Origin of the sequence: Arthrobacter sp. zg-Y40 (assembly GCF_020731535.1) — a bacterium.
Classification (GTDB): Bacteria; Actinomycetota; Actinomycetes; order Actinomycetales; family Micrococcaceae; genus Arthrobacter_B.
Window position 1 is genome coordinate 1 of sequence record NZ_JAJFZS010000005.1, and the last position, 12,571, is coordinate 12,571.

The window sequence follows — 12,571 nt, forward strand, 5'->3', positions numbered from 1 at the left end:
TAATAGGCCGATAACTTACACCACATCAACACCTGGGGAAACACGACTTCAAACGGTTTCCCAATGTAGAGGGTGTTGTGATCATGCTGCTTGCGTCCACTATGTGGTTCCCGGACAACAACCCGTGAGGGTTGTTCCCCTGGGAACGAATGAACACTATATTTGAATATTTGCTTACGTCTGTTTGATGTTCGTGACCATTGTTTTCCCCACGCATGCCTGGTTGTTTTGGGTGTGTGGTGCGGGTGGAAGGGTTACGGCGGTCATAGCGTGGGGGAAACGCCCGGTCCCATTCCGAACCCGGAAGCTAAGACCCACAGCGCCGATGGTACTGCATCCGGGAGGGTGTGGGAGAGTAGGTCACCGCCGGACAAATTGTGGGGTGAGGCCCGTACCAGTGTTGGTACGGGCCTCACCTGTTTAACCCGGGAACCCTGGTTGCGGCCTACAGGGGCACCGCTCCAGGGGTGCCCATGTCGGCAGGGGCTGATTCTCCACTAGGCTTGTATCCATGCGTATTGCTCGATTTGTACAGGACAGCGACCCGGCGTTCGGCGTGGTCGGCGGAGAAGAAGGCAGCGAAGAAATTGCCGTCATCAAGGGAGACCCGTTCTTTTCGGGGATCCAGCTCACGGGGGAGCGGCACAAGCTCGAAGACGTTCGGCTGCTGGCGCCGATTATCCCGCGCAGCAAGGTAGTGGGCATCGGCCGCAATTACGCGGACCACGCCAGCGAGATGGGCAACGAGGTGCCGGCGGCACCGCTGATGTTCCTCAAGCCCAACACCTCGGTCATCGGCCCCAATGATCCCGTGGTGCTGCCCTCCTTCTCGGACGAGGTCTCATACGAGGCGGAGCTCGCCGTCGTTATCGGCCGCATCTGCAAGGACGTCCCCATCGAACGGGTGGACGAAGTGATCTTCGGGTACACCTGCGCCAACGACCTCACCGCCCGCGACGTGCAGCGTACCGATGACCAGTGGGCGCGGGCCAAGGGCTTTGACACCTCCTGCCCTCTGGGCCCGTGGATTGAAACCGAACTGGACCCGGAAAGCACCGACGTGCGCGGTTTCCTGAACGGCGAGCTCGTTCAGGACGGCAACACGAGCTCCATGATCTGGGGTGTCAAGGAACTGGTGTCCTACGTGTCCCAGGCCTTTACCCTCTTGCCGGGCGACGTCATCCTCACCGGAACCCCTGCAGGAGTAGGCATCATTACCGACGGCCAGCGCTTCGAGGTCGACATCGAGGGCATCGGCCGCCTGGTTAACACCGTCCGCAGCTGATGTCCTTCGGGGCGGTCAGGCAGGAAGGCCACGGCACGTTCGCCGTGCCGGCGGCACTATGGTCCGCCATCCTCCTGGCTGCCCCGTTCCTCAGCTTCGCACCGGCTGCCGCATGGCCGTGGGCCGTAGGAGCGGCACTGCTGCTGGGTGTGTTCCCCACCGTACTCATTGCCACTCTCGGGCGCCGCGGCGACCTGCGTCCGCTGCCGCCGTCGTCCCTGCCGCCCGCTGTGCTGGGCGCGGCCGCACTGGCGGGCATGACGCAGTGGGCAATTCTGTGGCTGGACGGTCCGTTGGCGCTGTCCGCCGCCGCTTTCGGGCTGATCACTTCCGCCGTTGTCTTGATGATCGCGAACTGCTTTGCATCCTGGGACTGGCTGGACGTGTCCCTGGGCGCCGGCGTCGTCATCACCGCGGCGGAGGCCTACCTGTTGCTGCCGGCGGGGGTTTACGGCCCGGCGGCCGCAGTGCTCCTGGCAGCCGGGCTGGGGACCGCAGTGGCCCTGCGTTTCCGCGAAGCGGCGCCGCACCACAATTACCGGTTCCGGCGCCTCGCTGCTGCTGCTGCCGGCGCACTTGCCGGGGGAGGAGTGTTCCTCTGGCTGCTCTCACATGCCCGGTGAGGGCCCTGCGGGGCAGAAGCGACTAAACTGGGAAGCATCATGACTAATGCGCCCACTCCCTTAGCTGACCTGCCCACCGTTACCGATGACACGCCCGTGCGCGTGCGGTTCTGCCCGTCTCCCACCGGCACCCCGCACGTGGGCCTGATTCGGACAGCCCTGTTCAACTGGGCCTATGCCAAGCACACCAAGGGCACCATGGTGTTCCGCATCGAGGACACCGATACGGCCCGCGACAGCGAGGAAAGCTTCCTGCAGCTGCTCGACGCGCTGGACTGGCTGGGCATCACCTGGGACGAAGGCGTCAACGTGGGGGGTCCGCATGAGCCGTACCGGCAGTCCCAGCGCGGAGAGATCTACCAGGACGTCATCGCCAAGCTGCGCGACGCCGGCTACCTCTATGAGTCCTACTCCACTCCCGAAGAGATCGAAGCCCGCCACCGCGCTGCAGGCCGCGACATCAAGCTCGGCTATGACAACTATGACCGGGACCTGACCCCGGAGCAGATCGAAGCCTTCAAGGCCGAAGGACGCTCGCCTGTGCTCCGCGTCCGGATGCCCGATGAAGACATCACGTTCACCGACCTGGTCCGCGGTGAGATCACGTTCAAGGCCGGCACCGTTCCCGACTTCGTGGTGGTCCGCGCCAACGGCGCCCCGCTGTACACACTGGTGAACCCCGTGGACGACGCCCTGATGGGCATCACCCACGTGCTGCGCGGCGAGGACCTGCTCTCCTCCACCCCGCGCCAGGTTGCGCTGTACCGTGCATTGATCGACGTCGGAGTGGCGAAGTACATGCCGCTGTTCGGCCATCTGCCGTACGTCATGGGCGCCGGCAACAAGAAGCTCTCCAAGCGCGATCCCGAATCCAGCCTCTTCCTGCACCGGGAGCGCGGCTTCATTCCGGAAGGCCTGCTGAACTACCTGTCCCTGCTGGGCTGGTCGCTCTCGGCTGACGAGGACATCTTCACCGTTGAGCAGCTGGTGGAGAACTTCGACATCCACAACGTCCTTGCCAACCCGGCGCGGTTCGACCTGAAGAAGGCCGAAGCCATCAACGGCACCCACGTGCGGATGCTCGAACCCACTGACTTCCGCAACCGCCTGGTCCCGTACCTGCAGCACGCCGGCTTGGTGGGGGAGACCCTCACCGGCCGTGAAGAGCAGATCCTCACCGAAGCAGCCCCGCTGGTGCAGGAACGCATCACCCTGCTCGGCGAGGCCCCGGATATGCTCGGCTTCCTGTTCAAGGCCGACGACGCCGTGGACGTTGCCGATGACGCACGCAAGGGACTGCCGGCGAACCTGGCCGAAGTGCTCGATGCAGCGCTGGGTGCACTGGAACCGGTCACGGACTGGACTGCCGAGAACATCCAGGCGGCGCTGCGCCAGGCCCTCGTGGAGGACATGGGCATCAAGCCGCGCCTGGCCTTCGGCCCCGTGCGTACCGCTGTTTCCGGCCGACGGATCTCGCCGCCGCTGTTCGAGTCGATGGTCATCCTTGGCCGCGATTCCTCGCTCGCGCGCATCCGCGCCTTCCGCGACGCCGCGTAGGAGCACCTGATGGGCAGGTCCATTGATGCGGTGCTGTTCGACATCGATGAAACATTGGTGGACCTGCAGGCTGCCATGGGCAGTACTCTGCAGGCAGTAGGGGCCGCGGATCTGACCCATTTCACGGCGGCGGACTGGGACGCGTATACCGCCCTGTTCGCCGCCGACCCGCAGGGCCACTATGAGTCCTATCTTGCGGGGCGGCTGGACTTTGCCGATCAGCGGGTGCTGCGCCTGCAGCACGCGCGCGAGCAGGCGGGCCTGGCGCCGCTGGACAGTGACGCCGCCCGCGCCTGGAACGACGCCTACGAGCAGGCCCTGCCGCGCTACTTCCGGGCGTTCGACGACGTCGTGCCCCTCCTGGATGCGCTGGACGCCCGCGGGATTTCCTACGGTGCGGTGAGCAACAATGTCCACGACTACCAGCGGGCCAAGCTCGACGCCGCCGGACTGGAGCGCATCAAGGTCCTGGTGGGCATAGACACAGTGGGCGTCTCCAAGCCGGACCCGATCATTTTCCATGAGGGTGTCCGTCTCCTGGGCGCCGCGCCTGAGCGCACCGCCTATGTGGGGGACAATCTCCGGGTGGACGCGGCAGGAGCTGTCGCCGCCGGGCTGCTGGGGGTATGGCTGGACCGCACGGACAACCCGTCACCGGTCCGTGAGGACAGCATGCCCGTGCCGGCAGACGTGCACACCATCGGTTCGCTGGCAGAGCTGCCGGGCCTGCTCTGACAGCAGCCGGAGAGGGGTGAAAGAGCCCGTTTTGTACTTGCTCCGGAACCCGTGTATAGTAATAACTCGTGCTGAGGGGTTGAAGCCCAAAGGAACGCGGCAGGGAAACCGGCCAAACGCGTCGCCTGAAGCACAGTGGGATATGGTGTAATTGGCAACACATCGGTTTCTGGTACCGACATTCTAGGTTCGAGTCCTGGTATCCCAGCGGTAACCAACAAGGCATCTGCCGGTTGGTCTCCACTGAAAGAGTATGAAATACTCTTTCAGCCGGTTCTTCGAAACCGGCAAAGGAAGTGCGCAGGCTAATCCACCCGTTGTAACCAACGGCTAGATCTATGCTTGCGGCACTGTACACGGCCCCATCGTATAGCGGCCTAGTACGTCGCCCTCTCACGGCGATAACGCGGGTTCGAATCCCGCTGGGGTCACCAGTAACCGGCTCCGGACAATATGTCCGGGGCCGGTTTTGCATTTAAGCCCCGGACGAGGCGAGGGGCAGCGGGGGCGGCGTGATAATTTCGAATCCGCACTCCTTCCCCATACCCCCACTGAAAACCGAGGAACAGACTGTGCCCAACGAGGCCCTGACCGTGGACCAGCTCGACGAGAAGGCACTCCTGGCCCGGATCTTCCCCCGGCTGGGGCCGGACACGGCACTACTGGGTCCGGGCGATGACGCAGCGGTGATTGCGTCGCCGGACGGGCGGACGGCCATTTCCATCGACACCCTGGTCCAGGATGCGGACTTCCGCCTGCTGTGGCCTTCGGGCTACCGGACCACCGGATTCGACGTTGGGTGGAAATGCGTGGCGCAGAACGTTTCCGACATCCGCGCGATGGGAGCCGTTCCCACATCCCTCGTCGTCAGCCTCACCCTGCCCGGCACCACGGAGGTGTCCTGGGTCGAGGATCTGGCCGAGGGGCTCGCAGCCGGCATCGCGGCCCTGGCCTTCGAACAGTGTTCAGTGGTGGGCGGTGACCTCGGCCGCGGGGACCAGATAGTGGTGACGGCGGCGGTAACCGGCGATTTGCAGGGCCGCCGGCCGGTACTGCGCTCGGGTGCACGCGCCGGGGACGTCCTGGCCCACATCGGTGCCTTGGGCCTGGCTGCAGCCGGCTTGGCTGTACTGGAGGGCAATGTCGACATGGCGGATCCCGAAGCGGCTGACGACCAGGAGCTGGCGGGGTTGGCTATGGCCCAGCTTCGTCCGCGGCCGCCGCGCGCCGGTGCCGGTCCCGAGGCGTCCCGTGCCGGCGCCACGGCCATGCTGGACGTCTCCGACGGGCTGGTACGCGACGCAGGCCGCGTTGCCCGGGCATCCCGCGTGGGCATTGACCTGGACGCGGAATACCTCCTCGCGAAGGCAGCGTCCCTGGCCCCGGCAGCTGCACGCCTGGGCGCCGATCCGCTCGTGTGGGTCCTGGGCGGGGGAGAGGACCACGGTCTGCTGGCCGCCTTCCCTCCGGATGCTGCCCTTCCGCAGGGCTTTGTACGGATAGGGCAGGTGCACGACGGCGAGGGGGTTACATTTGGCGGACAGGTCCCACCGGCCACGGGCTGGGACCACTTCGCCGGCTGACGTGCCGACGGGCTAGACTGCTAGCGCAGGATATGGCGCTCCCGTATGCGCTGCGACAGTGACTGCAGCTCCTCCCGGGACAGGTCGGGCAGGTGTTCCAGCTCATCGAGCAGCCCGTTCAGGGAATCCCGGGAACGGACCCGCAGGAGTTCGTTGTAGAACCCCACAATGATGCCGGTCAACAGCGCGACCACCAGGATGCCGTACAGGGCCACCACCACGGTAATCAGCCGCCCCATGGGCGTGACGGCAACAAAGTCACCGAATCCGATGGTCGTAAAGGATCCGAAGAGCTACCAGAGACTGTCTCCCAGCCCGGGAATGGCCGATTCGAACAACGGGATCAGCAGGGTGGCCACACCCAGGACGATGAGGAAGCCGTAAATGATGTAATCCGCGTTGGTGACCCGGACGATGTTCCAGAGCACGCGCATCCGCTTCATCATGCCTCCCGTGCATCGGAGACTCCCAATATAGGCTTAGTCGGCGTTCTTGCGCAGGGCTTCCGTCAGCTGGGCGGCTGCCTTGGCAACGACTTCGGCGTGGATGCGGCCGGGCTGGCGGGTCAGCCGTTCAATGGGCCCGGAAATAGACACGGCGGCAATCACCCGGCCGGACGGACCGCGCACCGGAGCGGACACCGAGGCGACCCCGGGTTCACGTTCGCCAAGGCTCTGGGCCCAGCCCCGGCGTCGGACGCCGGCCAGGACGGTGGGAGTGAACCGTGCGTTGTGCAGCCCCTCGAGCAGCCGGTCATGGTCCTCCCATGCAAGGAGGCACTGGGCTGCGGAGCCGGCCTTCATGGACAGCTGGGTGCCTACCGGGATGGTGTCCCGCAGCCCGATGGGCCGTTCGGCGGAGGCGACGCAGACCCGCCATTCGCCCTGTCGGCGGAACACTTGGGAGCTTTCTCCGGTGATGTCGCGCAGCTGCAGCAGCACGGGTCCGGCCGAGGCGATCAGCCGGTCCTCGCCGGCTGCGGATGCCAGCTCCACCAAGCGGCCGCCGAGGACGAAACGGCCCTGGATATCCCGTCCCACGAGCCGGTGGTGCACCAGTGCCAGGGCCAGCCGGTGAACGGTGGGCCGGGCCAGTCCCGTGGCCGAAACCAGCTGCGCGAGCGTGGTGGGGCCGGCCTCCAGTGCATCCAGCACCATGGCCGCTTTATCGATGACTCCTACGCCGCTTGCTGTGTCCATGCACTGATACTGCCGTCTCACTATCTGAGATGCAAATCCAAAAGCTGGCGCGGCGGTACGGCGTGCTGGTTCCCTTAAGGCATCAGCAGTGAATCGTTAAGGGGTATCGGTATGGGTGAGCATGTGGCAGGCAGGACGCTTGCACAAAAAGTCTGGGACGAGCATGTCGTCCGCAAAGGCGAAGACGGCGCGCCGGACCTTCTCTACATCGATCTGCACCTCGTCCACGAGGTGACCTCCCCGCAGGCCTTCGAGGGCCTCCGGCTGGCGGGCCGCGGCCTGCGCCGCCCCGACCTGACCATTGCCACGGAGGACCACAACACGCCCACGCTGGCCATCGACCGGCCGATTGCGGACCCGGTCAGCCGGACCCAGATTGAAACCCTGCGCGCCAACTGTGCTGAGTTCGGTGTGCGGCTGCATTCGCTGGGGGATGCCGAGCAGGGCATTGTCCACGTGGTAGGACCGCAGCTGGGACTGACCCAGCCCGGCCTGACCGTTGTGTGCGGCGACTCGCACACCTCTACCCACGGTGCCTTCGGCGCCCTGGCCATGGGCATCGGGACCTCCGAGGTGGAACACGTGATGGCCACCCAGACACTGTCCCTCAAGCCTTTCAACACCATGGCCATCAATGTCGAGGGCGCGCTGCGGCCGGGAGTCACCTCCAAGGACATCATCCTGGCCGTGATCGCCAAGATCGGCACCGGAGGGGGACAGGGCTACGTGCTGGAATACCGGGGTTCCGCCATCCGCTCCCTGTCCATGGAAGCGCGGATGACCATCTGCAACATGTCCATCGAGGCGGGTGCGCGGGCCGGGATGGTTGCCCCTGACGAGACCACCTTCGCCTACCTCAAGGGACGGCCGCACGCGCCGCAGGGGCGGGACTGGGATGCCGCCGTCGAGCAGTGGAAGTCCCTGGCCACGGACGAGGACGCACAGTTCGACGCCGAAGTGTTCCTCGACGCCGACACCCTGGAACCCTTCGTCACCTGGGGCACCAACCCGGGGCAGGGTGTGTCGCTTTCGGATGCCGTGCCGGCGCCCGCACACTTCACCGACGGGAACGCCCGGGCAGCAGCAGAGCGCGCGCTGGCCTACATGGACCTGGCCCCCGGAACACCCATGAAGGAGATCCGGGTGGACACGGTGTTCCTGGGCTCCTGCACGAACAGCCGCATCGAGGACCTGCGCATTGCGGCCGACATTATCCGCGGCCGGCAGAAGGACCCGGCGGTCCGGATGATGGTGGTCCCGGGTTCTGCCCGCGTGCGGCTGGAAGCCGAAGCCGAGGGGCTGGACCGGGTCTTCAAGGACTTCGGCGCCGAATGGCGGTTTGCCGGCTGCTCCATGTGCCTGGGCATGAATCCGGACCAGCTGGAACCCGGGGAACGCTGCGCCTCCACGTCCAACCGCAACTTCGAAGGGCGGCAGGGCAAGGGCGGACGCACCCACCTGGTCTCGCCGGTGGTGGCCGCCGCTACCGCCGTGCGCGGAACCCTCAGTTCACCCTCGGACCTGGACCCGCTGCCGGGTGCCGCCGTCGACGCTGCTGCTGCTGCTGCCTAGGAGAGACCCCATGGAAAAAATTACCACCCACACCGGCATCGGTGTTCCGCTGCGCCAAAGCGATGTGGACACAGACCAGATCATCCCGGCCGTTTATCTGAAGCGGATCACCCGGACCGGATTCGAGGACGCACTGTTCGCCGGCTGGCGCAAGAACGAAGACTTCATCCTCAACCGGGAACCGTACAGTCGCGGCTCCGTCCTGGTGGCAGGGCCGGATTTCGGCACCGGTTCCTCGCGGGAACACGCCGTCTGGGCGTTGAAGGATTACGGATTCCGGGCCGTGCTTTCCTCCCGCTTCGCGGACATCTTCCGCGGGAACTCCGGCAAGCAGGGGCTGGTGGCCGCCCAGGTGGCCCAGGACGACATCGAGCTCATCTGGAAGGTGCTGGAAGACTCTCCCGGCACGGAAGTTACGGTGGACCTGCAGGCCCGCACGGTCCTGTGCGGCAGCGTCAGCGCCGGTTTCGAGATTGACGAGTACACACGCTGGCGGCTGCTCGAGGGCCTGGATGACATTGGGCTGACCCTGCGCCACGAGTCGGAAATCACCGGTTTCGAAGCGCAGCGGCCTTCCTACAAACCCGTCACCCTCCCGGCCCTGCCTTAGGAGGCAGGCAGCCGCCGGTTTGCCCCCGGCAGCGTTTCGTGCACCTAACCAAATCCCTATATCATTGACAGGCCCCGTCCAGGCGGGGCCTGTCCGTTTGTCCGGGCGGTGCAACGTGTCGGGAATCACCCCGACGAGGGGCCATGGCAAGGCGGCGTTATTTCAGTAAGCAGACGCTTCCTCCTATGCTTGGTTGCAGTCTCTTATTGCTTTTGGGGCCCAACTAGTTAAGAAATCAGGTGTTCATGGGTAGCGTTCTCACCATCCGAGGCGGTGTTCCTCTATCGGGGAAGGTACCGGTCCGCGGGGCGAAGAATCTGGTCCCCAAAGCCATGGTTGCGGCCCTGCTTGGCAACGGCCCGTCCCTGCTGCGCAACGTTCCGGAAATCAAGGACGTCGAGGTTGTCACCTCCCTGCTGAAGCTGCACGGCGTAGAGGTCACCAAGGACCCGGTAACCGGCGACCTCACGATGGATCCGAAGAACGCGAAAACGGCGGCGTCCAAGGACATTGACGCCCATGCCGGGGACTCGCGCATCCCGATCCTGCTGTGCGGGCCCCTGATGCACAGCCTCGGCGAGGCTTTCATTCCCGACCTTGGCGGCTGCAAGATCGGCGACCGCCCGATCGACTACCACCTGCAGATGCTTCGCAACTTCGGTGCCGTGGTGGAAAAGCGCCCCGGCGGCATTTCCATCTCCGCACCGCGCGGCCTCACCGGTGCCAAGCTTGAACTGCCGTACCCGAGCGTCGGCGCCACCGAGCAGGTGCTGCTGACCGCGGTTAAGGCCGAGGGCATCACCGAACTGCGCGGCGCTGCCGTGGAACCGGAAATCCTGGACCTGATCGCGATCCTGCAGAAAATGGGCGCCATCATTTCCGTGCAGACGGACCGCGTCATCCGCATCGAGGGTGTCACCGAGCTGACCGGGTACAACCACCGGGCGCTGCCGGACCGTAACGAAGCGGCGTCCTGGGCTTCCGCTGCCCTGGTTACCAAGGGCGACATCTATGTTGAAGGCGCGGACCAGAAGGACCTTACCGCCTTCCTGAACACCTACCGCAAGATCGGCGGCGCGTTCGACGTCGACGACGGCGGCATCCGCTTCTATCACCCCGGCGGTGCCCTGAACCCGCTGGTGCTGGAAACAGATGTACACCCCGGCTTTATGACGGACTGGCAGCAGCCCCTCGTAGTTGCGCTGACCCAGGCTGAGGGCGTCTCGATTGTGCACGAAACCGTGTATGAGAACCGCTTCGGTTTCACCGATGCACTGGTTCGTATGGGCGCCAACATCCAGGTCCACCGCGAATGCCTGGGCAGCGTCCCGTGCCGGTTCGGCCAGCGCAACTTCCTGCACTCGGCGGTTATCGCCGGCTCGGTGCAGCTGCGCGGCGCAGAAATCGACATTCCGGACCTGCGCGGCGGTTTCAGCCACCTGATCGCGGCGCTGGCAGCAGAAGGCACCTCCCGGGTGACCGGCATCGAGCTGATCAACCGCGGCTACGAGCACTTCCAGGGCAAGCTCGAGGGCCTCGGGGCGGACTTTGACGTCACGTCCGGTGTATCTGCCGGACTCCGGTAGCCTGACGCCATGAAGGAATCGACTAGGTCACGGGTAGTTTTCGCATTGCTGGCCGGGACGCTGCGGCCCGTGTTCAATGTCTTCCTGAAGAAGCACTGGCAGGGGGCGGAGAACCTGCCGCAGGATTCGGGCTTTATTGTGTGCCCGAACCACGTGACCGAAGTCGATCCCGTTGTGGTGGGGCATTTCCTGTACAACCAGGGCCACCCGCCGCACTTCATGGCCAAGGCCTCGCTGTTCAAGGCTCCCGTCCTGGGCCCAGCCTTGAAGTACAGCAACCAGGTCCCGGTGGAACGCGTAACCACCGGCGCAGCCGGGTCCCTGAATGCTGCGGGGAAGGCCTTGGCGGCCGGACGTGCGCTGGTGATTTATCCCGAGGGGACACTGACCCGTGACCCGGACCTGTGGCCGATGAAGGGCCGGACCGGTGCGGCGCGGCTGGCCCTGCAGACCGGGGTCCCGGTTATCCCGGTTGCCCACTGGGGTTCGCAGGACCTGCTGCCCCGCTATGCCAAGCGTCCGTCGCTGTTTCCCCGCAAGGAGGTGCACCTGGTAGTGGGCAAACCGGTGGACCTCTCGGAGTTTGCGGGCCGTCCCATCACGAAGGCGGTGCTCGACGCCGCCACTGACCGGATCATGTCCGATCTCACCGACATGGTGGCCAAGCTGCGCGGGACCCAGCCGCCCGCCGAACGCTGGGATCCCGTGTCCAAGGGCCAGAAACAGATTGGCCGTTCCTTTGAAGCAGATAAACCGAAAGAGGCTGGACAGTGACCGCCAGAAGTGAGCACCCCGCCGTCGTCGCCGTGCTGGGCGCCGGAAGCTGGGGCACTGCCTTCGCCAAGATCGCCGCGGATTCCGGCGCCGGACGCGGCACCGAGGTCCGCCTCTGGGCCCGCCGGGCCGAGGTGGCCCAGGATATCAACGGCAGGCACCGCAATACGCAGTACCTCAAAGACACCGTCCTGCCCGAAAACCTGCGTGCTTCAACAGATCTCGCCGAGGTTCTTGCCGGAGCGGAACTGGTCGTCCTGGCCGTGCCCGCACAGTCGCTGCGCGCCCAGCTGCAGGACGTTTTGCCCCTCATGCCCGCCGACGCGGTGGTGGTGTCCCTGATGAAGGGTCTGGAACGCGGTACCGACGCCCGGATGAGCCAAGTCATTGCCGAGGAACTGGGCGTTCCCCCCGAGCGCATCGCGGTGGTTTCCGGGCCGAACCTGGCCATGGAAATCGCCCGGCAGGAACCCACCGCCTCCGTGGTGGCCTGCACCGACCTGGATACGGCCGCATGGATTGCAGAGGCCTGCACCGCGCCGTACTTCCGGCCTTACACCAACGCCGATGTGGTGGGCACCGAGATAGGCGGCATCGTCAAGAACGTGATTGCCCTCGCCGTGGGCATCTGCGACGGCAAGGGCATGGGAGACAATACCAAGGCCTCGGTGATGACCCGCGGGCTGGCCGAGACCACGCGCCTGGCCCTGGCCCTGGGCGGCAACGCGGAGACCATGGCCGGCCTGGCCGGCATGGGCGACCTCATTGCCACCTGCTCGTCCCCCCTTTCGCGCAACCACACCGCGGGAACGCTGCTGGCGCAGGGCCTGAGCCTGGCCGAGGTCAACGCTTCCATGACCCAGACTGCCGAAGGCATCAAGTCCGCCCAGGCCGTCCTGGACCGGGCCACCCAGCTGGGCGTCTACATGCCCATCACCGAAAACGTCGTCGCCGTACTGCAGGGCGTAATTACTGTGGAAGAACTGGGCCCGCGGCTGCTGGCCCGTGAATTGAAATCCGAAGGTGTGTCCGCCCCGTGACTGTTGA

12 protein-coding genes, 2 tRNA genes, 1 rRNA gene and 1 pseudogene are annotated in these 12,571 nt (G+C 65.4%); 13 read left to right on the plus strand and 3 right to left on the minus strand.

Annotation, left to right across the window (positions count from 1 at the left end):
• Positions 1 to 255: 255 nt before the first annotated feature.
• From rrf to thiL, 8 genes are all read left to right on the plus strand, one after another.
• Positions 256 to 372, plus strand: a 5S ribosomal RNA gene (gene rrf / locus LJ754_RS06965).
• A gap of 139 nt (positions 373 to 511) precedes the next feature.
• Positions 512 to 1,285, plus strand: a complete 774-nt coding sequence (locus tag LJ754_RS06970) for a fumarylacetoacetate hydrolase family protein (protein WP_227911741.1) — start codon at positions 512 to 514, stop codon at positions 1,283 to 1,285.
• Positions 1,285 to 1,908 (plus strand): hypothetical protein, encoded by a 624-nt coding sequence (locus LJ754_RS06975; RefSeq protein WP_227926055.1) that lies wholly within the window; start codon positions 1,285 to 1,287, stop codon positions 1,906 to 1,908. The genes LJ754_RS06970 and LJ754_RS06975 overlap by 1 nt, the downstream gene beginning before the upstream one ends.
• Before the next feature lie 39 nt (positions 1,909 to 1,947).
• Positions 1,948 to 3,465, plus strand: coding sequence for a glutamate--tRNA ligase (gltX, locus tag LJ754_RS06980; RefSeq protein WP_227926056.1), 1,518 nt, complete (start codon positions 1,948 to 1,950; stop codon positions 3,463 to 3,465).
• Positions 3,466 to 3,474: 9 nt separating this feature from the next.
• Complete coding sequence (locus LJ754_RS06985; RefSeq protein ID WP_227926057.1) at positions 3,475 to 4,200, plus strand: HAD family hydrolase; 726 nt, start codon at positions 3,475 to 3,477, stop codon at positions 4,198 to 4,200.
• A gap of 136 nt (positions 4,201 to 4,336) precedes the next feature.
• Positions 4,337 to 4,408: transfer RNA gene (locus LJ754_RS06990), tRNA-Gln, on the plus strand.
• A gap of 150 nt (positions 4,409 to 4,558) precedes the next feature.
• Positions 4,559 to 4,634: transfer RNA gene (locus tag LJ754_RS06995), tRNA-Glu, on the plus strand.
• Between the two features lie 138 nt (positions 4,635 to 4,772).
• Positions 4,773 to 5,783, plus strand: coding sequence for a thiamine-phosphate kinase (thiL, locus tag LJ754_RS07000; protein WP_227926058.1), 1,011 nt, complete (start codon positions 4,773 to 4,775; stop codon positions 5,781 to 5,783).
• A 20-nt stretch (positions 5,784 to 5,803) separates the two neighbouring features.
• Here the strand turns inward: thiL and LJ754_RS07005 are convergent.
• The 3 genes and pseudogenes from LJ754_RS07005 to LJ754_RS07015 form a co-directional block, all read right to left on the minus strand.
• A pseudogene (locus LJ754_RS07005) lies at positions 5,804 to 6,061 on the minus strand (potassium channel family protein); the annotation flags it as partial.
• A 15-nt stretch (positions 6,062 to 6,076) separates the two neighbouring features.
• Positions 6,077 to 6,229, minus strand: a complete 153-nt coding sequence (locus LJ754_RS07010) for a hypothetical protein (protein WP_227926059.1) — start codon at positions 6,227 to 6,229, stop codon at positions 6,077 to 6,079.
• Between the two features lie 33 nt (positions 6,230 to 6,262).
• Entirely contained in the window at positions 6,263 to 6,982 is a 720-nt protein-coding gene (locus LJ754_RS07015) for an IclR family transcriptional regulator (RefSeq protein WP_227911735.1), read from the minus strand.
• Positions 6,983 to 7,093: 111 nt separating this feature from the next.
• Between LJ754_RS07015 and leuC the strand changes: the two genes are divergently transcribed.
• The 5 genes from leuC to LJ754_RS07040 all read left to right on the plus strand — a co-directional run bounded on the left by leuC (position 7,094) and on the right by LJ754_RS07040 (position 12,564).
• A complete protein-coding gene (gene leuC, locus LJ754_RS07020) occupies positions 7,094 to 8,554 on the plus strand; it encodes a 3-isopropylmalate dehydratase large subunit (protein ID WP_227926060.1) in 1,461 nt (486 codons plus the stop codon).
• A 10-nt stretch (positions 8,555 to 8,564) separates the two neighbouring features.
• Positions 8,565 to 9,164, plus strand: coding sequence for a 3-isopropylmalate dehydratase small subunit (leuD, locus tag LJ754_RS07025; RefSeq protein ID WP_227911733.1), 600 nt, complete (start codon positions 8,565 to 8,567; stop codon positions 9,162 to 9,164).
• Positions 9,165 to 9,409: 245 nt separating this feature from the next.
• The gene (gene murA / locus LJ754_RS07030) at positions 9,410 to 10,750 is read left to right on the plus strand and encodes a UDP-N-acetylglucosamine 1-carboxyvinyltransferase (protein ID WP_227911732.1); all 1,341 of its coding nucleotides are present in this window, start codon (positions 9,410 to 9,412) and stop codon (positions 10,748 to 10,750) included.
• 9 nt (positions 10,751 to 10,759) lie between these two features.
• Positions 10,760 to 11,524 (plus strand): lysophospholipid acyltransferase family protein, encoded by a 765-nt coding sequence (locus tag LJ754_RS07035; protein ID WP_227926061.1) that lies wholly within the window; start codon positions 10,760 to 10,762, stop codon positions 11,522 to 11,524.
• Positions 11,521 to 12,564 carry an NAD(P)H-dependent glycerol-3-phosphate dehydrogenase gene (locus tag LJ754_RS07040; protein WP_227926062.1) on the plus strand — a complete coding sequence of 348 codons (1,044 nt, stop codon included), beginning with the start codon at positions 11,521 to 11,523 and terminating at the stop codon, positions 12,562 to 12,564. The genes LJ754_RS07035 and LJ754_RS07040 overlap by 4 nt, the downstream gene beginning before the upstream one ends.
• Positions 12,565 to 12,571 lie beyond the last annotated feature (7 nt).

Coding starts and splice junctions, on each gene's coding strand:
- LJ754_RS06970 (WP_227911741.1), top strand. CDS start 512: ATGCGTATTGCTCGATTTGTACAGGACAGCGACCCGGCGTTCGGCGTG.
- LJ754_RS07035 (WP_227926061.1), top strand. CDS start 10,760: ATGAAGGAATCGACTAGGTCACGGGTAGTTTTCGCATTGCTGGCCGGG.
- gltX (WP_227926056.1), top strand. CDS start 1,948: ATGACTAATGCGCCCACTCCCTTAGCTGACCTGCCCACCGTTACCGAT.
- murA (WP_227911732.1), top strand. CDS start 9,410: ATGGGTAGCGTTCTCACCATCCGAGGCGGTGTTCCTCTATCGGGGAAG.
- LJ754_RS06975 (WP_227926055.1), top strand. CDS start 1,285: ATGTCCTTCGGGGCGGTCAGGCAGGAAGGCCACGGCACGTTCGCCGTG.
- LJ754_RS07010 (WP_227926059.1), bottom strand. CDS start 6,229: ATGATGAAGCGGATGCGCGTGCTCTGGAACATCGTCCGGGTCACCAAC.
- LJ754_RS06985 (WP_227926057.1), top strand. CDS start 3,475: ATGGGCAGGTCCATTGATGCGGTGCTGTTCGACATCGATGAAACATTG.
- LJ754_RS07015 (WP_227911735.1), bottom strand. CDS start 6,982: ATGGACACAGCAAGCGGCGTAGGAGTCATCGATAAAGCGGCCATGGTG.
- leuC (WP_227926060.1), top strand. CDS start 7,094: ATGGGTGAGCATGTGGCAGGCAGGACGCTTGCACAAAAAGTCTGGGAC.
- leuD (WP_227911733.1), top strand. CDS start 8,565: ATGGAAAAAATTACCACCCACACCGGCATCGGTGTTCCGCTGCGCCAA.